The organism is Lapillicoccus jejuensis (assembly GCF_006715055.1).
In the GTDB taxonomy this organism is placed as follows: Bacteria; Actinomycetota; Actinomycetes; order Actinomycetales; family Dermatophilaceae; genus Lapillicoccus; species Lapillicoccus jejuensis.
On record NZ_VFMN01000001.1, the window covers coordinates 3468912 to 3495561 of the forward strand.

The 26650-nt window shown below is 73.3% G+C and carries 27 protein-coding genes; 14 read left to right on the top strand and 13 right to left on the bottom strand.

The window, feature by feature from the left end:
- The first annotated feature begins 261 nt into the window (after positions 1-261).
- The gene (locus FB458_RS16075; RefSeq protein ID WP_425460853.1) at positions 262-1218 is read left to right on the top strand and encodes a heme o synthase; all 957 of its coding nucleotides are present in this window, start codon (positions 262-264) and stop codon (positions 1216-1218) included.
- Positions 1219-1432: 214 nt separating this feature from the next.
- On the opposite strand, the gene FB458_RS16080 is transcribed toward FB458_RS16075, so the two are convergent.
- The 4 genes from FB458_RS16080 to FB458_RS16095 are packed head-to-tail and all read right to left on the bottom strand — an operon-like array spanning position 1433 to position 4372.
- A complete protein-coding gene (locus tag FB458_RS16080; protein WP_141849391.1) occupies positions 1433-2365 on the bottom strand; it encodes a COX15/CtaA family protein in 933 nt (310 codons plus the stop codon).
- Positions 2366-2398: 33 nt separating this feature from the next.
- Complete coding sequence (locus FB458_RS16085; protein WP_211356068.1) at positions 2399-2908, bottom strand: GNAT family N-acetyltransferase; 510 nt, start codon at positions 2906-2908, stop codon at positions 2399-2401.
- 28 nt (positions 2909-2936) lie between these two features.
- On the bottom strand, positions 2937-3731 hold the full coding sequence (locus FB458_RS16090; RefSeq protein WP_246061281.1) for an ABC transporter permease: 795 nt from the start codon (positions 3729-3731) through the stop codon (positions 2937-2939).
- Positions 3728-4372 (bottom strand): ABC transporter ATP-binding protein, encoded by a 645-nt coding sequence (locus FB458_RS16095; RefSeq protein ID WP_141850645.1) that lies wholly within the window; start codon positions 4370-4372, stop codon positions 3728-3730. The genes FB458_RS16090 and FB458_RS16095 overlap by 4 nt, the downstream gene beginning before the upstream one ends.
- A gap of 188 nt (positions 4373-4560) precedes the next feature.
- Between FB458_RS16095 and FB458_RS16100 the strand changes: the two genes are divergently transcribed.
- The 9 genes from FB458_RS16100 (at position 4561) to FB458_RS16140 (ending at position 12277) form a co-directional block, all read left to right on the top strand.
- A complete protein-coding gene (locus FB458_RS16100) occupies positions 4561-5394 on the top strand; it encodes an alpha/beta fold hydrolase (protein WP_141849392.1) in 834 nt (277 codons plus the stop codon).
- A 79-nt stretch (positions 5395-5473) separates the two neighbouring features.
- Positions 5474-6232, top strand: a complete 759-nt coding sequence (locus FB458_RS16105; RefSeq protein WP_342778067.1) for a helix-turn-helix transcriptional regulator — start codon at positions 5474-5476, stop codon at positions 6230-6232.
- Positions 6229-7650 (top strand): Fe-S cluster assembly protein SufB, encoded by a 1422-nt coding sequence (gene sufB / locus FB458_RS16110; protein ID WP_141849394.1) that lies wholly within the window; start codon positions 6229-6231, stop codon positions 7648-7650. Before FB458_RS16105 ends, sufB begins: the two co-directional genes overlap by 4 nt.
- Complete coding sequence (gene sufD / locus FB458_RS16115) at positions 7650-8903, top strand: Fe-S cluster assembly protein SufD (RefSeq protein WP_141849395.1); 1254 nt, start codon at positions 7650-7652, stop codon at positions 8901-8903. Before sufB ends, sufD begins: the two co-directional genes overlap by 1 nt.
- Positions 8900-9253: a non-heme iron oxygenase ferredoxin subunit gene (locus FB458_RS16120; RefSeq protein WP_141849396.1), complete on the top strand. Its 354-nt coding sequence runs from the start codon at positions 8900-8902 to the stop codon at positions 9251-9253. Before sufD ends, FB458_RS16120 begins: the two co-directional genes overlap by 4 nt.
- Before the next feature lie 50 nt (positions 9254-9303).
- Positions 9304-10083, top strand: a complete 780-nt coding sequence (gene sufC / locus FB458_RS16125) for a Fe-S cluster assembly ATPase SufC (protein WP_141849397.1) — start codon at positions 9304-9306, stop codon at positions 10081-10083.
- Entirely contained in the window at positions 10080-11438 is a 1359-nt protein-coding gene (locus tag FB458_RS16130) for a SufS family cysteine desulfurase (RefSeq protein WP_141849398.1), read from the top strand. Before sufC ends, FB458_RS16130 begins: the two co-directional genes overlap by 4 nt.
- Positions 11438-11908 carry a Fe-S cluster assembly sulfur transfer protein SufU gene (gene sufU / locus FB458_RS16135; RefSeq protein ID WP_141849399.1) on the top strand — a complete coding sequence of 157 codons (471 nt, stop codon included), beginning with the start codon at positions 11438-11440 and terminating at the stop codon, positions 11906-11908. The genes FB458_RS16130 and sufU overlap by 1 nt, the downstream gene beginning before the upstream one ends.
- A 42-nt stretch (positions 11909-11950) precedes the next feature.
- Positions 11951-12277: a metal-sulfur cluster assembly factor gene (locus tag FB458_RS16140; RefSeq protein WP_141849400.1), complete on the top strand. Its 327-nt coding sequence runs from the start codon at positions 11951-11953 to the stop codon at positions 12275-12277.
- Positions 12278-12369: 92 nt separating this feature from the next.
- Here the strand turns inward: FB458_RS16140 and FB458_RS21430 are convergent, their stop codons facing one another.
- Positions 12370-13503, bottom strand: a complete 1134-nt coding sequence (locus FB458_RS21430) for a hypothetical protein (protein ID WP_170185707.1) — start codon at positions 13501-13503, stop codon at positions 12370-12372.
- A 143-nt stretch (positions 13504-13646) separates the two neighbouring features.
- Here FB458_RS21430 and FB458_RS16150 point away from each other — a divergent pair, with 143 nt between their 5' ends.
- From FB458_RS16150 to FB458_RS16160, 3 genes are read left to right on the top strand one after another with little or no spacing between them, the layout of a single operon-like run.
- Positions 13647-14981, top strand: coding sequence for an O-acetylhomoserine aminocarboxypropyltransferase/cysteine synthase family protein (locus tag FB458_RS16150; protein WP_246061283.1), 1335 nt, complete (start codon positions 13647-13649; stop codon positions 14979-14981).
- A complete protein-coding gene (locus FB458_RS16155; RefSeq protein ID WP_141849402.1) occupies positions 14981-15478 on the top strand; it encodes a CoA-binding protein in 498 nt (165 codons plus the stop codon). Before FB458_RS16150 ends, FB458_RS16155 begins: the two co-directional genes overlap by 1 nt.
- A 1-nt stretch (position 15479) precedes the next feature.
- The gene (locus FB458_RS16160; protein ID WP_141849403.1) at positions 15480-16100 is read left to right on the top strand and encodes an acVLRF1 family peptidyl-tRNA hydrolase; all 621 of its coding nucleotides are present in this window, start codon (positions 15480-15482) and stop codon (positions 16098-16100) included.
- 92 nt (positions 16101-16192) lie between these two features.
- Here FB458_RS16160 and FB458_RS16165 read toward each other — a convergent pair whose 3' ends face one another.
- Positions 16193-16489, bottom strand: coding sequence for a hypothetical protein (locus FB458_RS16165; RefSeq protein WP_141849404.1), 297 nt, complete (start codon positions 16487-16489; stop codon positions 16193-16195).
- Positions 16490-16521: 32 nt separating this feature from the next.
- Positions 16522-18363 carry a flavin-containing monooxygenase gene (locus tag FB458_RS16170; RefSeq protein WP_141849405.1) on the bottom strand — a complete coding sequence of 614 codons (1842 nt, stop codon included), beginning with the start codon at positions 18361-18363 and terminating at the stop codon, positions 16522-16524.
- A gap of 195 nt (positions 18364-18558) precedes the next feature.
- Here FB458_RS16170 and FB458_RS16175 point away from each other — a divergent pair, with 195 nt between their 5' ends.
- Positions 18559-19761, top strand: coding sequence for a GAF domain-containing protein (locus tag FB458_RS16175; RefSeq protein WP_141849406.1), 1203 nt, complete (start codon positions 18559-18561; stop codon positions 19759-19761).
- Positions 19762-19868: 107 nt separating this feature from the next.
- Here FB458_RS16175 and ypfJ read toward each other — a convergent pair whose 3' ends face one another.
- The 6 genes from ypfJ to FB458_RS16205 form a co-directional block, all read right to left on the bottom strand.
- Positions 19869-20819, bottom strand: coding sequence for a KPN_02809 family neutral zinc metallopeptidase (gene ypfJ / locus FB458_RS16180; RefSeq protein WP_141849407.1), 951 nt, complete (start codon positions 20817-20819; stop codon positions 19869-19871).
- A gap of 46 nt (positions 20820-20865) precedes the next feature.
- Positions 20866-21921: an alanine racemase gene (locus FB458_RS16185; protein WP_141849408.1), complete on the bottom strand. Its 1056-nt coding sequence runs from the start codon at positions 21919-21921 to the stop codon at positions 20866-20868.
- A gap of 1 nt (position 21922) precedes the next feature.
- Positions 21923-23071: a lipid II:glycine glycyltransferase FemX gene (locus FB458_RS16190; RefSeq protein ID WP_141849409.1), complete on the bottom strand. Its 1149-nt coding sequence runs from the start codon at positions 23069-23071 to the stop codon at positions 21923-21925.
- 43 nt (positions 23072-23114) lie between these two features.
- A complete protein-coding gene (locus tag FB458_RS16195) occupies positions 23115-23363 on the bottom strand; it encodes a hypothetical protein (RefSeq protein WP_141849410.1) in 249 nt (82 codons plus the stop codon).
- The gene (flhA, locus tag FB458_RS16200) at positions 23360-25408 is read right to left on the bottom strand and encodes a flagellar biosynthesis protein FlhA (protein WP_141849411.1); all 2049 of its coding nucleotides are present in this window, start codon (positions 25406-25408) and stop codon (positions 23360-23362) included. The genes FB458_RS16195 and flhA overlap by 4 nt, the downstream gene beginning before the upstream one ends.
- A gap of 66 nt (positions 25409-25474) precedes the next feature.
- Entirely contained in the window at positions 25475-26647 is a 1173-nt protein-coding gene (locus tag FB458_RS16205) for an EscU/YscU/HrcU family type III secretion system export apparatus switch protein (protein WP_141849412.1), read from the bottom strand.
- Between the last annotated feature and the right edge of the window lie 3 nt (positions 26648-26650).

Genomic DNA, 26650 nt, shown 5'->3' on the forward strand with positions numbered 1-26650 from the left:
CGCTCCGAGCCTAGTCCCCCGTGTGACGCGGGTGACATCTCGGCCCGAGGGCTGGCGCAGGGGGCTCTTCATGTGCAAGTCGGGACGGGGTCGTGGTGTTCCGGCCCGCCCGACGACCCCCCGGTGCCTCCGTGGTCGGGCCGGGGGGCGGCGGGTCACCGGGGAAGTGCCCGTTAGACTGAGGTCGCACTCGCGGGAGGGGCCTGTCAGGTCGCCGTACCGCCGCCGGTGCGAGACGACCGCCCAGCCGACAAGGACACCGTGACCGCTCTGGACCCGCGCGCCGGGCTCTCCGCCCCGCGGACCGGACGTCCCCTCGGACCGTGGTCGACGGTCGGCCAGTACGTCGCCCTCACCAAGCCGCGGATCATCGAGCTGCTGCTCGTGACGACCGTGCCGGTGATGTTCCTCGCCGACCGCGGCATCCCGTCGCTGTGGCTCATCCTCGCCACCCTGGTCGGCGGCTCGCTGTCGGCGGGCGCGGCCAACACGCTCAACTGCGTCATCGACCGCGACATCGACGCGGTCATGCACCGCACGAGCAACCGGCCGCTCGTCACCGGGACGATCTCGCCCCGGGCGGCCCTCGTCTTCGGTCTGGTGCTCACGGTGGCCTCGACCCTGTGGCTGGGGCTGCTGGTCAACTGGCTCGCCTCGGGCCTCGCGCTCGCCGCGCTGGTCTTCTACGTCGGCGTCTACACCGCCCTGCTCAAGCGCCGCACCGCGCAGAACATCGTCTGGGGTGGGGCGGCCGGCTGCATGCCGGTGCTCGTCGGCTGGGCCGCGGTGACGCACTCCGTGTCGTGGGCGGCCGTCATCCTCTTCGCGGTCGTCTTCTTCTGGACCCCGCCGCACTACTGGCCGCTGTCCATGCGCTTCCGCGAGGACTACGAGGCCGCGCACGTGCCGATGCTGCCCGTCGTCGAGCAGTTCGTTGTCGTCGCCAAGCAGGTCGTCGCCTACTCGTGGGCGATGGTCGCGGCGACGCTGCTGCTCGTGCCCGTCGCCGACATGGGCTGGGTCTACGTCATCGGCGCCGTCGCCGCCGGCGGTCTGTTCCTCGCCGAGGCGCACCGGCTGCTCGCGCGGGCCAAGGCCGGCGCCGCTGAGGCCGTGCTCAAGCCGATGCGGCTGTTCCACTTCTCGATCAGCTACCTCACGGTGCTGTTCCTCGCGGTCGCGATCGACCCGTTGCTGCACCTGCCGTTCCGCTTCTGAGTCGGGCCGGCGCGGCGCTGACATCCATCAATCGTTGGATGTCAGCAGACCGCCCTGCACACGTGTTGCTGAAGTCCATCAATTGTTGGATGTGAGCGGACCGCCCTGCACACGTGTTGCTGAAGTCCATCAATTGTTGGATGTCAGCGGACCGCCCTGCACACGTGCTGCTGAAGTCCATCAATTGTTGGATGTCAGCAGACCCCGTCGTGGGTCAGGCGGAGGCGCCCACCCGGCGACCGGGGTCGCGGTCGACGACCGGCACGTCCTGCTGCGGGGCGTGGGTGACGACGAGGACCCAGGTCACCGCGGCGACGAGGACGCAGGCACCGACGAGGTGCAGGGCGACAACGGCGACGGGCAGGCCGGTGAAGTACTGGACGAACCCGACGACGCCCTGGGCCAGCTCGACGGCGAGCAGGACGACGGCGGAGCGGGTGGCGGACCCACCGGCCCGGCGCAGCACGACGACCGTCGCGAGCGTGAGGGCGACGAGCAGGTAGACGCTCCAGGCGTGCACGTGGCTGACGGTCTGCGTGTCCAGCCCGTTGCGGCGCGCGTCGAGGTCACCCGCGTGCGGGCCGGCGCCGGTCACGACGGTCCCGAGCCACACGGCGACCCACGCGACGACGTACGACGCCGCGGCGAGACGCCGGGCGGCCAGCGGCGCCCGGGCACCGGCGCCGCGGGTCAGCCGCCGTACGCGCAGCACGAGCCACGCGGACGCGGAGACGAGGACCATCGACAGGATCATGTGCAGCCCGACGACCCACGGGTTGAGCCTGGTCAGCACGCTGATGCCACCGATGACCCCCTGGAGCGGGATGCCGGCGAGCAGCAGCCCGGCGTGCCACCGCAGCGACCGCGAGGTCCGCGCCCAGCGCCAGACGACGACGAGGGTGCCGAGGACGACGAGGATGAGGACGTAGGTCAGCAGCCGGTTGCCGAACTCGATGGCCCCGTGGATGCCCAGCTGCGGGTGGGCGACGAAGGACTCGTCGGTGCACCGCGGCCAGGTCGGGCAGCCGAGGCCGGAGCCGGTGAGCCGGACCAGCCCGCCCGTGAGGACGATGGCGGCGTTGGCCACGAGCGCGGCCCAGGCGCCCCGTTCGACGAGACGGTCCGAGGGGGTCGCGCGCAGGTCCACCCCTTCAGGGTAGGCGAGCCGGACGACGCGCCCTCACCCCGCTCGGCCCAGCTCCTTGACCATGAGCCCGACGACGTGACCGGGGTCACCGAGGCGGCCGACCTCGTCGTACCCCCGGCCGCGGTGGAAGGCGAGCGAGGGCTCGTTCGGCGGGTCGACGTTGACCTCGAGGGCCATCCGACCGCGGGCGGACGCCTCGATCTCGTCGTACACCCGGCGGGCCAGACCACGGCGGCGGAAGCGCTCACCGACGACGACCCGGTCGAGGTAGGTGAAGTCGTCGTACCGCTGCGAGAACCAGCGGTAGTTCTCCGAGTCGTACGCCGTCCCGGGGGCGAAGGTGAGCACGAAGCCCGCCAGCTCCTCGCCGACGTCGAGGACGAGGGCCCGGTCGGCCCACCCGCGCAGGAGCCGCAGCCGGGACGCGTCGAGCGGGGAGAGCAGCTCGACGTCGCGGGCGTTGAGGTCGAGGACGGTGAGGACGTCGTCGTCCGTCATCGGCCGCAGGTCGAGGGGGAGCAGGTGGTCGGTGCGGTCCGTCACGGACCCGATCCTGTCAGCCCGTCGGGACTCAGTCGGACCAGCGGAAGGTGCGCCGGGCGAGCAGCGTCGCGACGACGCCCCAGCCGACGAGCACGAGCAGCGACCCCGCCGCGAGCGTGCCGGTCACGAAGGCGCCGCGCAGGCCGTCGGCCAGGGCGGACGAGGGGAGCAGGAGGGCGATGTGGGACAGCCCGGCCGGCAGCTCGGAGCGGGGCACGAGCACCCCGCCGAGGCCGACGAGCAGGATCCACACGAGGTTGGCGACGGCGAGCACGCCCTCGGCGCGGAGGGTCCCCGCGAGGAGGAGGGCGAGGGCGACGAAGGCCCAGGTCCCGACGAGCAGGAAGACCAGCGCGGGTGCCCACCCCAGCGCCTCCGGGCGCCAGCCGAGCAGCGCGGCGACCACGCCGATGACGAGCCACTGGAGGACCTCGACGGCCAGGGTCGCCACCGCCTTGGCGGCGAGCAGCCCGTCGCGCCCCAGCGGGGTCGTGCCGAGCAGCCGCAGGACGGCGTACCGGCGGTCGAAGCCGGTGGCGATGGCCTGCGAGGTGAAGGCGGCCGAGACCACGCACAGGGCGAGCACGCCCGGGGTGGCGACGTCGACCCGTCGCCCGTCGCCCAGCGACGGCACGGAGGCGAGGACGAGGCCGACGAGGGCACCGAGGGGCAGGACGAGCGAGACGAGCAGCTGCTCGCCGTTGCGCAGCAGGGTGGCGGCCTCGAAGCGCGCCTGCGCGAGCACCCGCGCGCGGGCGGGGGCCGGCCCGGCGTGGGTGGCGCCGCCGGCACCGACGGTGGGCGACAGGTCGGGCGTCGTCACCGGCGCATCCTCCTCGTGAGGTCGAAGTAGACGTCCTCCAGCGAGCCGTCCCCGACGACGTCGGCGACGGGACCCTCCGCGACCGTGCGGCCCTCGCTGACGATGACGAGGTGGTCGGCGAGTCGCTCGGCCTCCTCGAACGAGTGCGTCGTCACGACGACCGTCGTGCCGTCGTCACGCAGCCCGCGGACCAGGTCGTAGACGTCGAGCCGGGCGTGCGGGTCGAGCCCGGCCGTCGGCTCGTCGAGGAAGACGACCTCGGGGCGCCCGACGAGGGCGGCCGCCAGCGCCACCCGCTGCCGCTGCCCGCCGGAGAGCCGGCGGACCGTGGTCCGGGCGAAGCCGTCGATCCCGAGCGCCGCGGCGAGGGCGTCGACGTCGGCGGGGGCCGCGTAGAGCGACGCGAGGTGGCGCAGCAGGCGCAGCGCCGTCGTGCCGTTGGGCAGACCGCCGGACTGGAGCATGACCCCGACCCGGGCGCGGTGCCCGGCGGGGGAGTGCCAGGGGTCCTCGCCGAGGACGCGCACGGTGCCGCCGTCCGGGCGCTGCAGGCCGACGGCGCACTCGACCGCGGTCGTCTTGCCGGCCCCGTTGGGGCCGAGCAGGGCGGTGACGCTGGACGCGGCGGCCGACCAGGTCATCGCGTCGACCGCGGTCAAGTCGCCGAACCGGCGGACGACGCCCTCGAGGGCGACGGCGGGGGGCGGGACGGGCACGAGGTCCGATCGTAGGCGACGCGTTTGTCACCTCGCGCGCGAGGGAATCCATCACCGTGCTCGGGCCCCCGGGTCCGACCCGCGTACCCGACGACCGTGAGGAGCACCACACCATGAGCACCACCAGCCGCGTCACCGGCGCGAACGGCGTCCAGCTGCACGTCGAGGACTCCGGCGGCGACGGTCGCCCCGTCGTCCTCGTCCACGGCTGGCCGCTCAGCGGCGCCTCCTGGGAGAAGCAGGTCCCCGCCCTCACCGGCGCCGGCCTGCGCGTCGTCACCTACGACCGGCGCGGGTTCGGTCGGTCCGACAAGCCCGCGGACGGCTACGACTACGACACCTTCGCCGCCGACCTCAAGGGCGTCGTCGACGGGCTCGGGCTCACCGACGTCTCCCTCGTCGGCTTCTCGATGGGCGGCGGCGAGGTCGCGCGCTACGTCGGGACGTACGGCGAGTCGGGCGTCCACAGCGTCGCCTTCGTCGCCGCCGTGCCGCCGTACCTGCTCAAGGGCGGGGACAACCCGGACGGCGCGCTCGACGAGGCCGCCGTGCAGGGGATGAAGGACGGGCTGGCCGCCGACCGTGACGGGTTCTTCCCGCAGTTCACCCGCGACTTCTTCTCGGTGGACGGCGAGCTCGAGGTCTCCGAGGCCGACGTCGACGCGGCCGTCGCGCTCGCGCAGCAGTCGGACCAGCAGGCGGCGCTCGCGTGCATCACGGCCTTCGGCACGACCGACTTCCGCGCCGACCTCGAGAAGATCACCGTGCCGACCCTCGTCGTGCACGGCGACGGCGACGCCATCGTGCCGGCCGAGGCCTCCGGGAAGCGCACCGCCGCGACCGTGCCGGGCGCGCAGCTGCACCTCGTCGAGGGCGGCCCGCACGGCCTGACCCACAGCCACCCGGACGAGCTCAACCAGGCGCTCGTGACCTTCCTCACCCGCTGACCGGCCTGTGCGCCGAGGGCGGTGGTGGTGAGGGGACCCTCACTACCGCCGCCCTCGGCAATTACGTCACAATGGTGTGGTGTTTATCGGAGCGGACCTCGAGCGCACGCCGGAGGAGTCGGCGCGCCATCTCGAGCGCCGCACCCGCGAGCGGGTCCTCGCCGACATCAGCGAGCACGCCCCGGTGACCGCGGCGCAGATCGGGGAGCGGCTGGGGCTGACCCCGGCCGCGGTCCGTCGCCACCTCGACGCCCTCGCCGAGCAGTCGGTCATCGAGGAGCAGGTGCCCGCCGGCACGGCCTCGCGCGGCCGTGGTCGACCGGCCCGCGCGTGGGTCCTCTCCGAGGCCGGGCACCGCGCCCTCGAGCACGACTACGAGGACCTCGCCGCGCAGGCCCTGCGCTTCCTCGCCAGCCACGCCGGCCCCGACGCCGTCGACGCGTTCGCGCGCGAGCGGGTCGGCGAGCTGGCCGCCCGGTACGCCGCAGCCGTGGCCCCGTACGACGACCCGCAGCAGCGGGTCGGTGCGCTCGTCGAGGCGATGACCCAGGACGGGTACGCCGCCAGCGCCCGCCCGGTCGGGCTGCCCGGCACCTCGCGGCACGGGGTGCAGCTGTGCCAGGGACACTGTCCCGTCGGCGGGGTGGCCGAGGAGTTCCCCGCCATCTGCGACGCCGAGACCGAGGCCATCTCGCGTCTGCTCGGTGTCCACGTCCAGCGCCTGGCCACCCTGGCCGGCGGCGCCCACGTCTGCACGACGTTCGTGCCCACCCCGGCCCCGGCCGGGACCCCCGAGACCACCACCGCCCACACCACCGATGAAAGGTCGCCCCGATGACGTCGTCCGTCGAGGAGCTCAACCCCGGACTGAAGGACCTCGGTCGCTACGAGTACGGCTGGGCCGACAGCGACGCCGCCGGCGCGCTGGCCAAGCGCGGCCTGAGCGAGGACACGGTGCGCAACATCAGCGCGCTGAAGAACGAGCCGCAGTGGATGCTGGACCTGCGGCTGCGGTCGCTGAAGCTCTTCGGCAAGAAGCCCATGCCGACCTGGGGCTCGGACCTGACCGGGATCGACTTCCAGAACATCAAGTACTTCGTGCGCTCCACGGAGAAGCAGGCCACCTCCTGGGACGACCTGCCCGAGGACATCAAGCGCACCTACGACAAGCTCGGTATCCCCGAGGCGGAGAAGCAGCGCCTCATCGCCGGCGTCGCCGCGCAGTACGAGTCGGAGGTCGTCTACCACCAGATCCGCGAGGACCTGGAGGAGAAGGGCGTCATCTTCGTCGACACGGACACCGGTCTGCGCGAGCACGAGGACCTGTTCCGCGAGTACTTCACCTCGGTGATCCCCGCCGGCGACAACAAGTTCGCCTCGCTCAACACCGCGGTGTGGTCGGGCGGCTCGTTCATCTACGTGCCGAAGAACGTCAAGGTCGACATCCCGCTGCAGGCCTACTTCCGGATCAACACCGAGAACATGGGCCAGTTCGAGCGGACGCTGATCATCGCCGACGAGGGCTCCGACGTGCACTACGTCGAGGGCTGCACCGCGCCGATCTACAAGTCGGACTCGCTGCACTCCGCGGTGGTCGAGATCGTCGTGAAGAAGAACGCCCGCGTGCGCTACACGACGATCCAGAACTGGTCGAACAACGTCTACAACCTCGTCACCAAGCGCGCCACGTGCGCCGAGGGCGCGACGATGGAGTGGATCGACGGCAACATCGGCTCCAAGGTGACGATGAAGTACCCGGCGGTCTACCTCCTCGGCGAGCACGCCAAGGGCGAGACCCTCTCGATCGCCTTCGCGGGCGAGGGCCAGCACCAGGACGCCGGCGCGAAGATGGTCCACCAGGCGCCGAACACCTCCTCGACGATCGTCTCGAAGTCGGTCGCGCGCGGCGGTGGCCGCACGTCGTACCGCGGCCTCATCCAGGTCATGGAAGGCGCGACGAACAGCCGCTCCACCGTGCGCTGCGACGCGCTGCTCGTCGACTCGATCAGCCGGTCCGACACCTACCCCTACGTCGACGTCCGCGAGGACGACGTGCAGATGGGTCACGAGGCGACCGTCTCCAAGGTGTCCGCGGACCAGCTCTTCTACCTCCAGTCCCGCGGGATGTCGGAGGAGGAGGCGATGGCGATGATCGTGCGCGGCTTCGTCGAGCCGATCGCGCGCGAGCTGCCCATGGAGTACGCCCTCGAGCTGAACCGCCTCATCGAGCTGCAGATGGAAGGAGCAGTCGGCTGATGCCGCTGTTGGAGAAGACCACCGGAGCCCCCGCAGGGGCTCCGGGCACGCAGGGCCACACCGACTCCGCCGAGGCGTTCGTCCCGGACCAGTCGCGCGCCGAGCGACGCACGTCGTTCGACGTCGCCGACATCCCGGTGCCGGGCGGTCGCGAGGAGGAGTGGCGCTTCACCCCCGTCGACCGGCTCCGCCCGCTGTTCGCGGACCGCGCCGGCGACGACCACGACGGCGACCCCGCGGCGTCGTACGACGTCGAGGGGCCGACCGAGGCGTTCCCCGGCACCCTCGCCGCGGGCCAGGCGCCGCGGGGCAGCGTCCTCGTGCCTGCCGACCGCGCCGCGGTCGTCGCGTCGGCCAACGTCGAGCAGGCGCTGCACGTGCGCGTCCCCGCCGAGGCCGAGTACGACGTCCCGCTGCGGGTCCAGGTGCACGGGCACGGCGCCGGGCGCCGCTCGAACGGCCACGTCGTCATCGAGGCGGGCCGTCACAGCCGGGCCGTCGTCGTCCTCGAGCACACCGGCTCGAGCGACCACACCGGCAACGTCGAGGTGCTCGTCGGCGACGGCGCCCAGCTGACCGTCGTGACGATCCAGCACTGGGACGACGACGCCCACCACCTCGGGCAGCACGACGCGCTCGTCGGCCGCGACGCGACGTACAAACACATCGCGGTCACCCTCGGCGGCGGCATCGTCCGGCTCAACGCCAACGTGCGGTACGCCGGCCCGGGCGGCGACGCGACGCTGCTCGGCGTCTACTTCGCCGACAGCGGCCAGCACCTCGAGCACCGCAGCTTCGTCGACCACGACCAGCCGCGCTGCAAGAGCCTCGTCACCTACAAGGGCGCGCTGCAGGGCGAGTCGGCGCACACCGTCTGGGTGGGCGACGTGCTCATCCGGGCGGAGGCGACCGACACCGAGACCTACGAGCTCAACCGCAACCTCGTCCTCACCGACGGGGCGCGGGCCGACTCGGTGCCCAACCTCGAGATCGAGACCGGCGAGATCGTCGGCGCCGGGCACGCCTCGGCCACCGGCCGGTTCGATGACGAGCAGCTGTTCTACCTGCAGGCCCGCGGCATCCCCGAGGACCAGGCCCGCCGGCTCGTCGTGCGCGGCTTCCTCGTCGACGTCGTCAACCAGATCCCCGTCGCCGAGCTGCGCGACCGGCTCTACGCCGACATCGACGCCGAGCTCGCCGGGGCGGCCGCCGCGGGCGCCCAGGTCGGGGCGCAGGTCGGGGCGGGCGCGTGAGCGCTCAGCCCGACACGACGTCCGCCGACGCGCAGGACGGGTTCACCCCCGTCTGCGCCGTCGGTGACGTCGCCCCCGGCACGGCCGCGCGGGCCGACGTCGACGGGCGGATCGTCGCGCTGGTGCGCGACGCCGACGGCGGCTGGCACTGCGTCGACGACCGTTGCACCCACGCCGACGTCTCGCTCGCCGAGGGCGAGGTCGACGGCTGCACCCTCGAGTGCTGGCTGCACGGCTCGCGCTTCGACCTGCGCACCGGCGAGCCGTCCGGACCGCCGGCGACGCGGCCCGTCGCCGTCCATGAGGTCCGCGTCGACGGCGACGACGTGCTCGTGCGCCTGTCCCGCTGACGGCCCCCACCGCTCCCCCCGACCCCCTCGAAGAGAGAAGACAGATCACCATGACCACGCTCGAGATCCGCGACCTGCACGTCACGGTCGACGCCGGTGACGGCCCGGAGGCCGGCGACGGCGTCAAGGAGATCCTCCGCGGCGTCGACCTCACGGTCCGCTCCGGTGAGACCCACGCCATCATGGGTCCCAACGGCTCCGGCAAGTCCACGCTGGCCTACTCGATCGCCGGCCACCCCAAGTACACCGTCACCAGCGGCACCGTCACCCTCGACGGCGAGGACGTCCTCGCGATGTCGGTCGACGAGCGCGCCCGCGCCGGCCTGTTCCTCGCGATGCAGTACCCCGTCGAGGTCCCCGGCGTGACCGTGTCGAACTTCCTGCGCACCGCCAAGACCGCCATCGACGGCGAGGCGCCCAAGCTGCGCACCTGGGTCAAGGACGTCCGCACCGCGATGGACGAGCTGCGGATGGACCCGGCCTTCGCCGAGCGCAACGTCAACGAGGGCTTCTCCGGCGGCGAGAAGAAGCGCCACGAGATCCTCCAGATGGAGCTGCTCAAGCCCAAGGTCGCCATCCTCGACGAGACCGACTCCGGCCTCGACGTCGACGCGCTGCGGATCGTCAGCGAGGGCGTCAACCGCGCCAAGGAGGGCACCGACGTCGGCGTCCTGCTCATCACGCACTACACGCGGATCCTGCGCTACATCAAGCCCGACTTCGTCCACGTCTTCGTCGACGGCAAGGTCGTCGAGGAGGGTGGCCCGGAGCTGGCCCAGCGTCTCGAGGACGAGGGCTACGACCGCTTCCTCACCCCCGCGAAGGCGTGAGTCCCACGGCGGCCGGCACCGGGGCGCCGTACGGCGAGCCCTTCACCGACGAGGAGGTCACCGCGATCCGCGGCGACTTCCCCATCCTCACGCGCACCGTCCGCGACGGGCGCCCGCTGGTCTACCTGGACTCGGGCGCCACGTCGCAGAAGCCGTGGGTCGTGCTGGCCGCCGAGCAGGAGTTCTACGAGCGGCACAACTCGGCCGTCCACCGCGGGGCGCACCAGCTCTCCGAGGAGGGCACCGGGCTGTACGAGGCCGCGCGCGAGATCATCGCGGGCCTCGTCGGCGCGCCGGCGCACGAGGTCGTCTTCACCAAGAACGCCACCGAGTCGCTCAACCTCGTCGCGTACGCGTTCTCCAACGCCGGCGCCGGCGGCGGGGGAGCGACCGGGGCGGCCGCCGACCGGTTCCGGATCGGGCCGGGCGACGAGGTGCTCGTCACGCAGATGGAGCACCACGCCAACCTCGTGCCGTGGCAGGAGCTGTGCCGGCGCACCGGCGCCACGCTGCGTTGGGTGCCGGTGACGGCCGACGGGCTCCTCGACCTGACGACGCTCGACGAGCTGCTCACCGAGCGCACGAAGGTCTTCGCCTTCACGCACGTCTCCAACGTCCTCGGCACCGTCAACCCGGTCCGCGAGCTGGCCGACCGCGCGCACGCCGTCGGGGCGCTCGTGGTCCTCGATGCCTGCCAGTCGGCGCCGCACCTGGCCATCGACGTCGCCGAGCTCGACGTCGACCTGCTCGCCTTCAGTGGTCACAAGCTCTTCGGCCCTCTCGGGATCGGGGTGCTGTGGGGCCGCGCCGAGCTGCTCGACGCCATGCCCGTGTTCCTCACCGGCGGGTCGATGATCGAGACGGTGACGATGGAGGGCTCGACGTACGCCCCCGTTCCGCAGAAGTTCGAGGCCGGTGTGCCCGCCGCGGCGCAGGCCATCGGCCTGGCGGCGGCCGTGCAGTACCTCACCGAGCTCGGGCTCGACCGGGTCGCCGCGCACGAGCGCCGGCTGACCCAGGCGCTGCTCGACGGGCTCGCCCAGCGGCCGTGGGTGCGCGTCGTCGGCCCGGCGGGCGCCGAGGAGCGGGGCGCGACCGTCGCGTTCGTCGTCGAGGCGGGGGGCGAGTCCGTCCACGCCCACGACGTCGGCCAGGTCCTCGACGACGCCGGTATCGCCGTCCGGGTCGGGCACCACTGCGCCTGGCCGCTGCACCGCGCGCTCGGGGTGACCGCGACGACCCGGGCCACCTTCGCGGCCTACAACACGCTCGACGAGGTCCAGGTCCTGCTCGACGCGCTCGACCGGGTGCCGGCGACGTTCGGGCTGCCCGTGGGCGAGAAGGTGGCCTCCTGATGGACCTCTACCAGGAGCTCATCCTCGACCACAGCAAGCGCCCCCGGCACGCCGGGCTGCGCGAGCCGTTCGACGCCGAGGTGCACCACGTCAACCCGACCTGCGGCGACGAGGTGACGCTGCGCGTCGAGGTCGACGGCGAGGGCGAGGACGCGGTCGTCCGCGACCTCTCGTACGACGCCCTCGGCTGCTCGATCTCCGTCGCCTCCACCTCGGTGCTCGCCGAGGAGGTCACCGGCAAGCCGGTGGCGCAGGCCCTCGAGGTCGTCGCCGCCATGCGCGCGATGGTCACCTCGAAGGGGAAGGACTCCGGCGACGAGGACGTTCTCGGGGACGGCGTCGCCCTGGCCGGCGTCGCGAAGTACCCCTCGCGGGTCAAGTGCGCGTTGCTGGGCTGGACGGCCTTCACCGACGCGCTCGCCCGCAGCGGGGTCGACATCGCCCCCGTGACCACCGCCCCCACCCGCTGACCGACAGACCGCAGACCCGTAGACCACGAGGACGGAACCACCATGACCGACACCCAGCGCCCCGTCGACGTCGCCGACGTCGAGGAGGCCATGCGCGACGTCGTCGACCCCGAGCTGGGGATCAACGTCGTCGACCTCGGCCTCGTCTACGGCATCACCGTCGACTCCGGCGCCGCCGCCGTCATCGACATGACGCTGACGTCGGCGGCCTGCCCGCTGACCGACGTCATCGAGGACCAGACCGCCACCGCGCTCGACGGCCTCACCAACGGCTTCCGGATCAACTGGGTCTGGATGCCGCCGTGGGGTCCGGACAAGATCACCGACGACGGCCGCGAGCAGCTGCGCGCCCTCGGCTTCAACCTCTGACCCGAGGCCCGCGCCACCGAGCGACCCGCACCACGACCGACGGCCGCCACCCCCGGGGTGGCGGCCGTAGGCGCGTCCGGACGCGGCCCGCGTCAGAACACGGCGAGGTGGGGGACGGCCCGTCCGTCGACGGTGGTGAAGTCGCCCCCCACCCAGAGCCGGCCGGTCGCGGCGTCGTACGCCGAGGCGAACAGCCCCCCGGCGGAGTTGAACCGCGGTCCCCACCCGGTGACCGTGCCCGACGCGCGGTCGACCGCGAAGCCCTTCTTGCGGGTGACCGGGTCGGCGCAGTTCGTCGTCGCGGTCCGTCCGCCGAGGCAGACGCGCGCGAAGTGGCCGCCCGCGACGAGCGTCGACCCGGCGAGGGTGACGGTCTGGACGTCCCCGTCCGTCTGCCACGGGGTGCGGGCGAGCGTGCCGTCGAGGCGGTACGTCGCCAGACGGCCGCCACCGCCGGCCCCGGCGACGGCGACGACCGAGGAGTCCACGGCGATCCCCCGGACGGGGAAGGCGGGCCGGGGCCGGAACGTGGGCAGCACCGCGCCGCTGGTCGGGTCGAGGGCGGCGAGGTGGGTGGCGGCCGGGTCGCCGCCGACCTTGGCGAAGTCGCCGCCGACGTAGACCCGGGTGGCGTCGGTCGCGACCGCCTCGACCGCCGCGGACGCGGTGGGCGCCCACCCGGTGAGGCCGTTGCCGCTCGTCGACCAGGCGGCCAGACGATTGCGGACGGCCCCGCCGGACGTGCGGAAGGTGCCGCCGGCGTACAGGACGCCCGACCGGACGGCCAGTCCGAGCACCGACCCGTCGAGGCGCCCGTCGAGCCCGGTGAGACCGCCGGCGGTCGTCACGCCGGCCAGCCGGCTGCGCGCGGCGCCCTGCACGGTGGTGAAGGACCCGCCGGCGTAGACGACGCCGGAGGAGACGGCGAGGGCGGTGACCTCGCCGTCCGTGTCGGCTCGCCACCCCGTGAGCGAGCAGGTGGCCAGGTCGACGGCGGCAAGGTGGGCCCGTGGCTGCGAGGTGCCGTTGCGGTCCCGGACGGTGGTGAACCGGCCGCCGAGGTAGGCGACCCCGCCGGACAGCGCGATGGCGGACACCCGGCCGTCGGGCTGGGCGCACGTCACCGGGGTGGTCGTGTAGGCCCCGGCGGGGGCGGCCCCCGCGAGGGCGAGCGCGCTGGCGGTGGCACCCGCCGCGACGATGGTGAGGAGTCGTCGAGGTCGCACTGGGGTCCTCCCCGAGAAGGATGGTGGGCGCCCGGAAGATAACCCCGCCGAGGACGCCGTGGACAGGCTGTTGCGGCGCTCCGGTGGTCGTGCAGCGCCGACCCGTCGCGCCGGCGGCGGGGTCGAGGGGTGAGACTGGGGTCGTGCCCGACCCGACACCGCCGTCCACCCCGTCTCCGCCCGCCCGCTCAGAGCGGACCTACGGCTTCCGCACCCGCGCCGTCCACGCCGGGGCGATCCCGGACGCCGTGCACGGCGCGCGGGCGCTGCCGATCTACCAGTCCAGCGCGTTCGTCTTTGACGACACCGCCGACGCGGCGGCCCGGTTCGCCCTGCAGAAGTACGGCAACATCTACAGCCGGCTGTCCAACCCGACGGTCGCGAGCTTCGAGGAGCGGGTCGCCTCGCTCGAGGGCGGGCTCGGCGCCGTCGCGACGTCGTCCGGGCTCGGCGCCGAGCTGCTCGTCTTCGCGGCGCTGGCCGGTGCGGGGGACGAGGTCGTCGCCTCATCGAGCCTGTACGGCGGCACCGTCACCCAGCTCGACGTCACGCTGCGCCGTTTCGGGGTGGAGACGACGTTCGTCGCCTCCGGCGACCCGGCGGCGTACGACGCCGCGATCACCGACCGCACCAAGCTCGTCTTCGTCGAGTCGGTGGCGAACCCGTCCGGCGCGGTGGCCGACCTCGCCGGGCTGGCCGAGGTGGCGCACAGCCACGGGGTGCCGCTCGTCGTGGACTCGACGGTGGCGACGCCGTACCTCAACCGGCCGATGGAGTGGGGGGCCGACGTCGTCGTGCACTCGGCGACGAAGTTCCTCGGTGGGCACGGCACGACGCTCGGCGGGGTGGTCGTCGAGTCGGGCCGCTTCGACTGGGCCAACGGGCGGTTCCCGCTGTTCACCGAGGAGGTGCCGCACTACGGCGGCCTGACCTGGCACGGCAACTTCGGCGAGTACGCGTTCCTCACCCGGCTGCGGGCCGAGCAGCTGCGCGACCTCGGGCCGGTGCTCAGCCCGCACTCCGCCTGGCTGCTGGCGCAGGGGCTGGAGACCCTGCCGCTGCGGATGGAGCAGCACGTCGCGAACGCCCGGGTCGTCGCCGAGTGGCTCGAGGCGGATCCCCGTGTCTCGCAGGTGAACTGGGCCGGGCTGCCGTCGCACCCGGACCACGAGCGGGCGAGGCGCTACCTGCCCAAGGGGCCGGGCGCGGTGTTCACCTTCGAGCTGGCCGGCGGGCGCGCGGTGGGGCAGCGGTTCATCGAGTCGCTCGACCTCGCCTCGCACCTGGCCAACATCGGTGACACGAAGACGCTCGTCATCCACCCGGCCTCGACGACGCACGCCCAGCTGAGCGAGCAGCAGCTGCTCGACGCCGGGGTCGGTCCGGGGCTGGTGCGGATCTCGGTCGGCATCGAGGACGTCGAGGACATCGTCGCCGACCTCGACCAGGCGCTGACGACCGCGGTGAGGGAGGCGTGATGGGGGAGCGGACCTGGGTCGGGCCCACGGCGCAGGAGCGGCTCGCGCTGCTGCGGTCGACGCGCACCGTCGCGGTGGTGGGAGCCTCGCCGAACCCGGCGCGGGCGTCGTACTTCGTCGCGACGTACCTGCTGGCCTCGACCGACTACGACGTCCACTTCGTCAACCCGGTCGCGGCGGCGAAGGGGGAGACGATCCTCGGCCGTCCGGTGCACCCCGACCTCGCCTCGCTGCCCGTCGTGCCCGACCTCGTCGACGTGTTCCGCCGGCCGGAGGACACCCCGCAGGTGGCGCGCGACGCCGTCGCCGTCGGGGCCAGGGCCCTCTGGCTGCAGCTCGGGGTGTGGAACGAGGAGGCCGCGGCGGTCGCGGAGGCGGGCGGCCTCACCGTCGTCATGGACCGCTGCCTGAAGATCGAGCACGCCCGCTTCCACGGCGGCCTGCACCTCTTCGGCTTCGACACCGGCCAGCTCACGGCGCGCAAGACCATCCGCTGACGTGGTCGAGCTCGGGCCCGAGCGGGTCGTCGAGGTCGAACCGGAGCGGGTCGAGCGGTGGGCCGCGAACTTCGCCGAGCGGCACGGGGGAGCCACGACGTCGTACGACGGCGCGCGGATCGCCGTCCTGGTCGGCGGCGACGGGGCGACCGCGTCGTTCACGTGGTCCGACGCCGACCCGCTCGGGGTCGTGCTCGTGCGGCGCGGCGGGTACGCCGTCGCGCTGGTCCGGGACGGGGTTCTCGTCGAGCACAAGGTCGGCACCCGGCACGTCCAGTCCCGCACGGCGGCGGGAGGGTGGTCGCAGCAGCGGTTCGCGCGCCGGCGCGGCAACCAGGCCGACGCGCTCGTCGTCGCCGTCGCCGGCCACGCCCTGCGGGTGCTGCTGGGGGGTGACGAGTCACCGCCCACCGGGGCGCCGTCGGTGCCGACGGGGCTGGTCGTCGGCGGCGACCGCACCCTCGTCGGCGAGGTCCTCGACGACCCGCGGCTGCGTGCGCTCGCCGGGCTGCCGCGGCGTGAGCTCTACGACCTGCCCGACCCGAAGCGGTCGGTCCTCGACGACGCCGTACGGCGCGGTCGGGCTGTCCGCATCACCCTGCACGACCCCGTATCGCACTGACTCGCACCGAACACCCCACATGTTGCTGATTCTGGACATCCGAGCTGATGTCCAGAACCAGCAACATGTGGGGTGTCAGGCGCCTGAGCTGGTCACGTCAGGCCGAGGTCCCTCCGTCGAGCCGACCGTTCGGGTTCGTCGAGCCACTCGACGGTGCACCGACCGTCGCGGAGCCCAGCGAGAGACGTCGTCAGATCGCCGCCCACCACGCCGTCGCGCAGGAATCGGGCGACGCCCCCGTCGAGTCCGCGCAGCTCGGCTTCGGTGATGACGCGCTTCTGCGGTTGGCGCACACGCGAAGCATCACGACGACGCAACCGGCCCCGCCGCCCGGCACCCCACGTGTTGCTGGTTCGGGACGTGAGGTGGATGTCCATCGCCAGCAACATGTGGGGTGTCCTCGTCGTCGTCCCCGAGTGGCTCAGGCGGTGTGGTACACCTCGGCGAGCTTGTAGACGGGGGTGTCGAGGCCCTCGTACCGCGCCTTGAGCTGGAGGGCGAGGTAGAGCGAGTAGTGGCGCGACTGGTGCAGGTTGCCGCCGTGCATCCACAGGTTCGGCACCTGGGTCGGCTTCCACACGTTGCGCTGCTCGCCCTCCCACGGGCCGGGGTCCTTGGTCGTGTCCGAGCCGAGGCCCCACACCTTGCCCACCCGGTCGGCCGTCTCCTGGTCGATGAGGTCGGCCACCCAGCCGTTCATCGAGTTGTAGCCGGTGGCGAAGACGACGAGGTCGGCGGGCAGCTCGGTGCCGTCCTCGAGCACCACGGCGTCCTCGGTGAGGTGGTCGATCTGACCGTGCACGAGGTGCACGTCGCCGTTGGCGACGAGGTCGGCGGCGCCGACGTCGATGTAGTAGCCGGAGCCGCGCCGGAGGTACTTCATGAACAGGCCCGACCCGTCGGCGCCCCAGTCGTGCCAGAAGCCGGCGGCCTCGAGCCGGTCGTAGAAGTCCTTGTCGACCTCGGCCATCTTCTCGTAGGCGGGGATCTGGAACTCGTGGAGGATCCGGTAGGGGAGCGAGGCGAAGATCATGTCGGCCTTCTCCGTCGTCACCCCGGCCGCGACCGCCCGCTCGGAGTAGAGGTCACCGAGGCCGTACTCCATGAGGCTGGCGCTCTTGACGATGTGCGTCGAGGAGCGCTGCACCATGGTCACGTCGACGTCGTGCTCCCACAGCGCCCCGCAGATGTCGAAGGCGCTGTTGTTGCTGCCGATGACGACGGCCTTCTTGCCGGCGTAGGCGTCCGGCCCGGGGTGCCGCGAGGAGTGGTGGACGTCGCCCTTGAAGACGTCGATGCCCTTGACCTCGGGCATCCGGGGCTTGCCCGACATCCCCGTCGCGAAGACGAGCTGCGTCGGGCGCAGCACCAGGGGTTGTCCCTCGCGCTCGACCTCGACGGTCCACTCCTGGGCCTCCTCGGACCACGTCGCGGACTTCGCCTCGGTGCTGCTCCAGTAGGGCACCTCCATGACCTTGACGTAGGCCTCGAGCCAGTCGCCGATCTTGTCCTTCGGCGCGAAGACGGGCCAGTTGTCGGGGAACTTCAGGTAGGGCAGGTGGTCGTACCAGACCGGGTCGTGCAGGCACAGCGACTTGTAGCGCCCGCGCCACTGGTCACCCGGGTTGGGGTGCTTGTCGATGACGAGCGACGGCACGCCGAGCTGGCGCAGCCGCGACCCCAGGCCGATGCCGCCCTGACCCCCGCCGATGACGAGGACGTACGGCTGCGTCGTCGAGCCGAGCGACTCGGCCTCGGCCTGCCGCTTCTCCTTCCAGGTCTGCCGGTCCTTGCTGGCGCCGTGCTCGGCGCCCATCGGCCGGTGGGTGCCGCGCGGCTCCTCGTGACCCTTCAGCTCGTACAGGGCGGAGAGCAGCGTCCACGCCTTGTCCTGCCCGTCCTCCTCCTTGAGCCGCAGCAGGCCGTTGCCGCGCCCGACCGCCGTCTCGAAGACGATCCACGCGGTGACGACACCGCCGTCCTCAGTGGCCGGCTCGCTCGTCGCGAAGCCCGTCGGGTCGGTCCGCTCGAGGGTCTCCGCGAGCAGGTCGCGCACGCCCTCGGGGTTCTCGACGGTCGCGATGTTCCAGGTGAACGAGACGAGGTCCCGCCAGAAGCTCTGCGCCGCGAACATCCCCGCCGCGCGGTCGACGTCGCGGGCGGTCAGGGCGTCCTGGAACCCGTCCAGCCACGCCTGCGCGCGGCGCTGGGCGTCGTCGGCGCCCGCGGCCTGGGTGTCCGGACGCTCCAACGTGTCGGTCATCTGCACTCCTTCGTGCCACCCGGGCCGCAGAGGTCGGCCCGGCGTGGGGCCAGCACACCGCCCGTACGACGCCCCGGGGAAGGGTTGCAGCACGTTGCAGCGGGAGGTTGCCGCGGGTTGCACCCGGTCGGGCAGGTCTCCCGTCGACCGCCGCGGGCTACCCTGGCCGCCAGTGGAGGGTCGAAGGAGACCGGCATGACGTCGTACGGCGGGGGCGCGGTGACCCCGGGCACCGACCTGGGGCAGCACGCGCGTGCGCTGCAGCGCGTCCACGACGCGGTCATGGGCGGTACGGCGCCCCCGGCCCGTCCCCGCCCGCTCGTCTCGCGCTCGTGGCGGCGCGTCCTCGGGCTGGGGCTCGACCCCACCCGGTGCAACGCGCGCGACCCGCTGCCGCTGGCCGAGGTCGAGCGGCGGCGGCACCACTCGCCGCTCGCGCTCGTCGTCGACGAGATCCGCTCGGTGCTGACCTCGGTCGCCGACGCGTCGCGGTTCATCGTCGTCGTCACCGACGCCGACGGGGTCATCCTGTGGCGCGAGGGGTCGGCCGGGGTGCTGCGCCGGGCCGACGAGCTCGGCTTCTCCGAGGGGGCGACGTGGACCGAGGACCACGTCGGCACCAACGCGATCGGCACGGCGCTGGCCGAGCAGGCGCCGGTGCAGCTGTTCTCCGCCGAGCACTTCGAGGAGGGCCAGCACCCCTGGTACTGCACGGCGTCACCCGTGCACGACCCGCGCACCGGCTCGCTGCTCGGGATCGTCGACGTCAGCGGCCCCGCGCTCACCCTGCACCCGGCCCTCGTCGCGCTCGTCGAGACGGCGACCAAGCTCGCCGAGGCGCGGCTGTGGCGCCACCACGAGCAGTCGCTGCAGCGGCTGCGGCGCTCGGCCGAGCACGTGCTCGCCTCGACCAGTGGTCCGCTGCTGCTCGTCGACGACGACGGGTGGGTCGCGCACTACAGCGGCGTCCTCGTCCGCGACCGGATCGCGGCGCCGCGGCCCGACCGGGTGCTCACCGTCCCCGGGCTGGGCCTGTGCCTGCCCGAGCGGCTCGGCGAGGGCTGGCTCGTGCGGCCCGACCGGCGCGAGGAGACCCTCGTCGCGCGGCTGACCACGGTCGGCGGCGACGCCGTCCTCGAGGTGTCGGGCACGGGTGAGGGCGGCGCGGGCTGGCGGGCCTCGCTCACCCCGCGGCACGCTGCGGTGCTGCGCGCGCTCGCCGCCGCCGGCCCGGAGGGCCTCACCGCCGCCGCGCTGAGCCGGGTGCTCTTCGGCGACGACCAGCACGTCGTCACCGTCCGCGCCGAGGTGAGCCGGCTGCGGCGCACCGTCGGCGCGCTGGTCGCCGCGTCGCCGTACCGGGTCGCCGACGGCGTCCGCCTCGTCGTCGAGCAGTAGGGGAGTGGCCGCGTCGCGCAGACCCTCGTCACGGTGCGCGCACCGTGCCCGGTGTGCGCACCGTGACGAAGGTGTGCCGAACGGAAGGGCGGGAGCTGCGCGCTACGTCACTCGACGTTGCTGACGGCGAAGGTGTCGCACTGGTTGAGGTCGCCGCTCTGGTAGCCGGTGAGGAACCACTTCTGGCGCGCGGCGCTCGACCCGTGCGTCCAGGTCTCGGGGGTGACGCGCCCCTGGACCGACTTCTGGATCCGGTCGTCGCCGACCGCGGAGGCGGCCGACAGGGCTGACCGGATGTCGTTCTGCGACAGCGGCTTGAGGAACGTCGTCCCCCGTGCGTCCGTCGTCTGGGTCGCGTGGTTGACCCACGTCCCGGCCAGGCAGTCGGCCATGAGCTCGAGCCGGACGGAGCCCGACTCGGCGCCCTGCGGGTCCTGCTGCGCCCGACCGAGGATGCCGAGGATGTCCTGGATCCGGTGGCCGTACTCGTGGGCGATGACGTACTCCTTGGCCAGCTGACCGCCGTCCGAGCCGAAGCGCTGCTGCAGCTCGGTGAAGAAGCTGCTGTCGATGTAGACCAGCCCGTCGAGCGGGCAGTAGAACGGACCCACCTGGTTGCTCGCCGTGCCGCACGCCGACCGGGTCTGCCCCGAGTAGAGGACGGTCTTGGCCGGGCGGTACTGCCGGCCGTACTGCGGCAGCTGCTGCGACCAGTAGGCCTGCACGCTGTTGACCGTCGCGATGACGAGGCAGTCGTCGTCGCGGTTCGCGTCCGCGCCGGTGCGGCACTGCGAGAACCCGGCGCCGCTCTGGGTGCCGCCGACGCCGACCTGCGAGGGGTCGAGCGAGCTGGACTGCCCCTGCTGCGCGACGCCGGGGTCGCTGGTGCCGCTGCCGCCGAGGACGTTGCCGCCGAAGACCAGACCGAGGATGAGCAGGATGATCCCGCCGATGCCGCCGCCGACCTGGATGCCGCCGGGGAACCCGCCGCCCCCACCGCCGCTGCCGCCACCTTGCACCTGCGAGGTGTCGAGCTGGACGTTCTCGTTGAAGGACACGTCAGCACGATAGTGGCGGCGGGCCGCCGGGGCGGGGGACGCCGCGTCAGGTGATGTCGACCGCGTCCGCGAGCAGTGTCGTGTTGCGCACCCGCACGTCGACCTCGTCGCCGACCGCCGGCGGCGTCACCCCGGCGGGCAGCGCGAGCAGGCTGACCTGCATGTGCGGCGGCTCGACGAACCACGTCGAGCGGCCGCCGACGGTGAACGGCGAGCGCACCCGGTGCGCCGCCTCGAGCACGCCCTCGGCGACGGTGATCGCGCGCTGGCGCAGCGTCGCCGCGGCCGAGGGGGCCTCGAGCGCGACGCCGTGCGCCGTCCCGCCGCTGACGACGAGCAGGTGCCCGGCGCCGAGGGTCCGCTGCCTATACCCGGCCCGGTCCCCCTTGGCGACGGCCCGCACGTCGAGGACGTGGGCGCGCACGGCCAGGGCGCCGGGGTCGCCGAGCCACATCGCCGTCCCCACCCGCGGCCGCAGCTCGCGGTCGGGGAAGCGCGTGCGCAGCGTCGCCAGCTCGGAGGCGCTGAGGTGCGAGAGGTACCAGGTGCGCACGCCGTCGACGCCCGCCACCCAGCGGCTCACCTCCTCGAGGTGCCCGGTGCCGAGCGGCAGGTGCAGGGTGACCCCCTCGACGGCGAGGCCCCGGTCGGCGAGATCGGCGAGCAGCCCCGGCACGACGCCGTACGGCGCCCCGAAGCGGTTCATCGAGGTCAGTCCCTCGACGACGACCCGGGCCCGACCCGCCCGGCCGGCCAGGTGCAGGGCGTCGTCGAGACCGGTGACCGAGTGGATGAGCGCGGGGTCCCCGACGGCGAGCCCGGGTCCGCCGGGCACCGGGGGCACGGCGGCCCGGTAGGGCTCGAGGACGAGCACGTCACCCGGGTGCGCGGCCAGCGCCGTCGGCGCCTCGGCGTAGGTGCCGACGGCGATCTGGCGCACCAGCCGCTCGCCGTTGAGCCGCGCCGACTCGGCGAGCAGTACGGGCAGGCCGAAGCCGTAGCCGTTGCCCTTGACGACGGGGACGAGCCCAGGGTTGGCCTCGACGGTGCGGCGCAGGTGCTCGCGCCAGCGCGCGCCGTCGACCCGCAGGACGACGCTCACGTCAGCCCCTGCGCGCCATGTAGAGCCCGAACGCCTTGTGCCACAGCGGTCGCAGCGGCAGGTCCCACTCGCCGGCGTACTCGACGGCCTCGCCGCCGGTGCCGACCTTGAAGCGGATCAGGCCGAGGTGCGGGTCGTCGGAGGCGATGGTGTCGGTGATCCCGCGCAGGTCGTAGACCGCGGCGCCGGCGGCCAGGGCGTCCTGCACCATCCGCCACTGGACGGCGGTCGAGCCCTGGACCTCGCGCCGGTCGGAGGTCGAGGCGCCGTACGAGTACCAGGTGTGCCGGCCGACCCGGACCCACGTCGTCGCGGCGACGAGGTGCCCCTCGTGGTGGGCGAGGTAGAGGCGGATCCGGTCCTCGTCCTCGGCCGTCATCACCTCGACCATGCGCTGGAAGTACGACAGCGGGCGGGGCACGAAGTGGTCGCGGGCCGCGGTCTCGGTGTAGACGGTGTGGAAGGCGGGCAGGTCGGCGGCGGTCCCGCGGGTCACCTCGACGCCGGCCTTGGCCGCCTTCTTGACGTTGCGCCGCCACAGCTGGTTCATCCCGGCGAGGACGGCGGCCTCGTCCTTGCCCTCGAGCGGCAGCTGGAAGACGAACTGCGGCTGCCCGGCGGCGAAGCCCTCGTCGGCGGCGAGGTGCTCGAAGCCGAGCCGGGTCAGCAGGGTGCGCAGCCGCACCCCGGTCTCGTCGGTGACGTCGGCGGGCACCTGCGTGAGCGAGCGCACCTGCTCGTCGGCGATGGCGTCCTTGATCGTCGCGGCGTGCCAGCGGCGCACGACCGCGGTCGGCCCGATGCGCAGGGTGAAGGCGCCCTGCGCCAACGCGTGGTCGCGCAGGGTGCGCAGCACGTCGAGGGCGTACGGCGCGTCCCACCCGCCCGCGAGCACCGGCCCCTCGGGCAGGTAGGCCAGCGAGCGGTTCACCCTCGGCACGGGCCGGTAGAGGACGAGCCCGGCGGCCAGCAGCGGCGCGTCCGCGCCGGACCCGTCGAACCAGCCGAGCGACTCGGCGCGCCAGTCGTTCTTCAGCCGGCCCCACGCGGGGGTCTGCAGGAAGCTGCCCGAGTGGGCCTCGACGAAGGCCTGGTGCGTCGCGGCGTCGATCGGCCGCAGGGTCACCGGCGAGGAGGGGGCGGGGCTCACGGCGGTCGAGGCTATCCCAGCCCGACGGGGCCCCGAGCCCCGCTCACTCGACGGGCGCGTCCACCCCGAGCTCGTCGGCCTCCGCCTCGGCGCGGGCGGCGGCGCCGGGCGGCAGCGCGGCCGGGAAGGCCCAGGTGCGCACGAGCGACACGGCGACCCAGCAGACGAGGAGGACGACGACGACCCGCTTCATCGCCTCGTCCCAGCCCATCGTGCCCTGCCACGCCTCGAGCAGGGTCGGGGCGCTGAGCAGCGCGGTGGGCAGCAGGACGGGGGCGGAGGCCGGGCTCACGAGGGCACGGCCATGGTCGGCGGGACGACCGTGCCGAGGGCCCGGATCTGCGAGCAGCCGGCCAGCTCCGAGTAGGAGAGCACCGGCAGCGTCGGCAGGCTGGGGCGCAGGAGGCGCCGTACGGCGGCCCGCACCTGCGGCGCGCAGACGAGCACGGGGTGGAAGGCGTCCTCCTCGGCCGAGTGCTGCAGGTGCCCGAGCTGGGTGAGGACGGACTGGCCGAGGTCGGGGTCGAGGCCGAGGACCGAGCCCAGCTCGCCCGGGCGCATCGTCTCGAGCAGGTGCTGCTCCAGGCGCGGGTCGAAGGTGATGACGTGCAGCGTCCCGTTGGTCGCCGACTGCGCGACGATGGCGGGCGCCAGGGCGGCGCGGGCGCTCTCGACGAGCCCGTCGAGGTCCTTGGAGGTCTGCGCGCGCAGCGAGACGGCCTCGAAGATCCGGACCAGGTCGCGGATCGGCACGCTCTCGTCGAGCAGCGTCTGCAGGACCCGCTGGAGCTCGCCGAGGCTGAGCTGCCCGGGGACCAGCTCGTCGACGACGACCGGGTGGCTGCGCTTGACGACGTCGGTGAGCAGCTTGACGTCCTCGCGGCCGAGCAGCTGGGCGGCGTGCCGGGTGACGACGTCGGAAATGTGCGTCGTGATGACCGAGGTGCGGTCGACGACGGTGGCGCCGCCGAGCTCGGCCTGGGTGCGCAGCTCGGCCGGCACCCACTTGCCGTCGAGGCCGAAGACCGGCTCGCGGGTCGGCGTGCCCGGCATCGTGGCCAGGTTGTCGCCGATGGCGAGGACGTGGCCGCGCGGCGCCTGGCCGCGGGCGACCTCGACCCCGAACAGCTTGACGACGTACGTGCTCATCGGCAGGGCGATGTCGTCGCGGGTGCGCATCGGCGGGATGACGATGCCGATCTCGCCCGCGATCTTGCGCCGCAGCGCCTTGACCCGCTGGAGCAGGTCGCCGCCGGCGCTGGGGTCGACGAGGTCGATGATGTCGGGGGAGAGGTCGAGGCCGAGCGGGTCGACCTGCGCCTCCTGGGCCAGGTCCTCCGGAGCCTCGCTCGGCGCGGCGGGGGCGGCGCCCGCCTCGGCCGCGCCCGCGGCGACCGCCTCGGCGTCGTCGCCCTGCGCCCGGGTGGAGGCGAGGATCATCAGCCCGCCGGCGATCATGAACGGCAGCTTGGGCAGGTCGGGGATGAGGCACAGGGCCAGGGCCGCGCCGCCGGCGACCCGCAGCGGCAGCTTGCGGGCGCCCATCTGGCGCAGGATGTCCGAGCCCATGTCGTTGGCCCCGGTGGCCCGGGTGACGATGAGGCCGGTGGCGACCGACAGCAGCAGCGCCGGCACCTGGGAGACCAGGCCGTCACCGACCGACAGCAGGCTGTAGGTGCTCACCGCCTCGGAGAACGACATCCCCTTCTGCATGACACCGACGCCGAAGCCGCCGATGAGGTTGACGACGGTGATGATGATCGCCGCGATGGCGTCACCCTTGACGAACTTGCTCGAGCCGTCCATCGAGCCGTAGAAGTCGGCCTCGGCGTGCACCTCGGCGCGGCGCCGGCGGGCCTCGTCCTCGTCGATGAGCCCGCTGTTGAGGTCGGCGTCGATGGCCATCTGCTTGCCGGGCATCGCGTCGAGGGTGAACCGCGCGCCGACCTCGGCGACGCGGCCGGCACCGTTGGTGATGACGACGAACTGGATGACCAGCAGGATCGCGAAGACGATGAGCCCGACGATGAGCGAGCCGCCGACGACGAAGTGGCCGAAGGTGTCGATGACCTTGCCGGCGTAGCCGTCCAGCAGCACCAGGCGAGTCGCGCTGACGTTGAGCGCCAGCCGGAAGAGCGTGAGGACGAGGACCAGCGCCGGGAACGAGGAGAAGTCCACCGGCTTGTGCACGAACATCGTCGTCAGCAGCACGAGCAGCGCGACGGTGATGTTGGTGGCGATGAGCAGGTCGAGCACCACGGCCGGCAGCGGGACCACCAGCATGATGATGACCCCGACGATCCCGACGGGGACGGCGAGCTGCGTCAGACGGTTCACAGGGGGGATGCCTCTCGGCACGAGGTGGAGCCGGCCCTCCTGGCCGTGGGGTCCGCCGTCCTGGCGTCAGGCTGCTGATCGGCCCGGCAGCCGTGGGCCTGAGCGCTTTCGCCCCCGGCCCGTACGGCGCCCCGCCGGCAGGACCGCGGGCAGCTCCTCGTCGCGGCGGGGGGAGGAGACCGAGCCGCCGCGCATCCCGCGCGACTTGCGGGTGATGACGAAGGCGAGCACGGTGGCGACCGCGGAGAACAGCTCCGGCGGGATGCTCATGCCGACCCGCGTCGAGGTGTAGAGCGCCCGGGCGAGGGGGACGTCGCGCACGAGCGGGACGCCGGCCTCGGTGGCCTTGGCCCGGATCGCGGCGGCGACGGCGCCGGCGCCGCGGGCGACGACCTTGGGCGCGCCCTCGTCGGAGCGGTAGCGCAGCGCGACGGCGACGTGCGTGGGGTTGACGAGGACGACGTCGGCGGTCGGCACGTCGGCCATCATCCGGTTGCGGGCCATCGCCAGCTGCCGGGAGCGGATGGCGCCCTTGAGCTGCGGGTCGCCCTCGGCCTGCTTGTACTCCTGCTTGACCTCCTCCTTGGTCATCCGCACCTGCTTGCCCACCCGGCGCCGGGCGACGGCGTAGTCGGCGAAGGCGAGGACGAAGCCCGCGAAGGCGACGTTGCGCAGCATCGACACGGCCGCGGAGGTCAGCTCGTCGAGCACGTGGGGGATCGGCATGAGGCCGCCGACGAGCGGGATGAGGGCCTTGATGGCGGCGTACACGACGAGACCGACGACGGACGCCTTGAGCAGCGTCTTGGCGCCCTCCCACAGGGTCTGCGGGCCGAAGAGCCGCTTGGCGCCCTTGAGCGGGTTGAGCTTGGCGGCGCTCGGCTTGAGCAGCGAGGGGGAGACGACGAAACCGCCCTGGGCGATCGAGGCGCCGACGCCGACGACCATGACGCCGGCGCCGAGAACAACGACGGCGAGGAAGGCCTGCTCGGCCGCCCGGCGCAGGACGACGCCGGCGCCGGGCAGGCCGGCGTGGGCGGCCACGGCCGGGAAGCTCAGCGCGGTCGTCATCAGCTCCTTGACGACGTCCATCTCGTGCGAGACCAGGGCCGGGAGCACGAGACCGACCGCGAGGAGGATGCCCCAGCCGCCGAGGTCGGGCGTGCGGGCGATCTGGCCCTTCTTGCGCGCCTCCTTGCGGCGCTTGGCGGTCGGCTTCTCGGTCTTCTCCCCGGACACGGC

What these genes read in the sequence shown, in the direction of transcription:
- FB458_RS16095 (WP_141850645.1), bottom strand. Translation starts at nt 4,372, where the DNA reads ATGACCTGGTCGGCCGCCGCGTCCAGCGTCACCGCCCTGCTCGGCCCC.
- FB458_RS16100 (WP_141849392.1), top strand. Translation starts at nt 4,561, where the DNA reads ATGAGCACCACCAGCCGCGTCACCGGCGCGAACGGCGTCCAGCTGCAC.
- sufB (WP_141849394.1), top strand. Translation starts at nt 6,229, where the DNA reads ATGACGTCGTCCGTCGAGGAGCTCAACCCCGGACTGAAGGACCTCGGT.
- sufD (WP_141849395.1), top strand. Translation starts at nt 7,650, where the DNA reads ATGCCGCTGTTGGAGAAGACCACCGGAGCCCCCGCAGGGGCTCCGGGC.
- sufC (WP_141849397.1), top strand. Translation starts at nt 9,304, where the DNA reads ATGACCACGCTCGAGATCCGCGACCTGCACGTCACGGTCGACGCCGGT.
- sufU (WP_141849399.1), top strand. Translation starts at nt 11,438, where the DNA reads ATGGACCTCTACCAGGAGCTCATCCTCGACCACAGCAAGCGCCCCCGG.
- FB458_RS16140 (WP_141849400.1), top strand. Translation starts at nt 11,951, where the DNA reads ATGACCGACACCCAGCGCCCCGTCGACGTCGCCGACGTCGAGGAGGCC.
- FB458_RS16155 (WP_141849402.1), top strand. Translation starts at nt 14,981, where the DNA reads ATGGGGGAGCGGACCTGGGTCGGGCCCACGGCGCAGGAGCGGCTCGCG.
- FB458_RS16165 (WP_141849404.1), bottom strand. Translation starts at nt 16,489, where the DNA reads ATGTTGCTGGCGATGGACATCCACCTCACGTCCCGAACCAGCAACACG.
- FB458_RS16170 (WP_141849405.1), bottom strand. Translation starts at nt 18,363, where the DNA reads ATGACCGACACGTTGGAGCGTCCGGACACCCAGGCCGCGGGCGCCGAC.
- FB458_RS16175 (WP_141849406.1), top strand. Translation starts at nt 18,559, where the DNA reads ATGACGTCGTACGGCGGGGGCGCGGTGACCCCGGGCACCGACCTGGGG.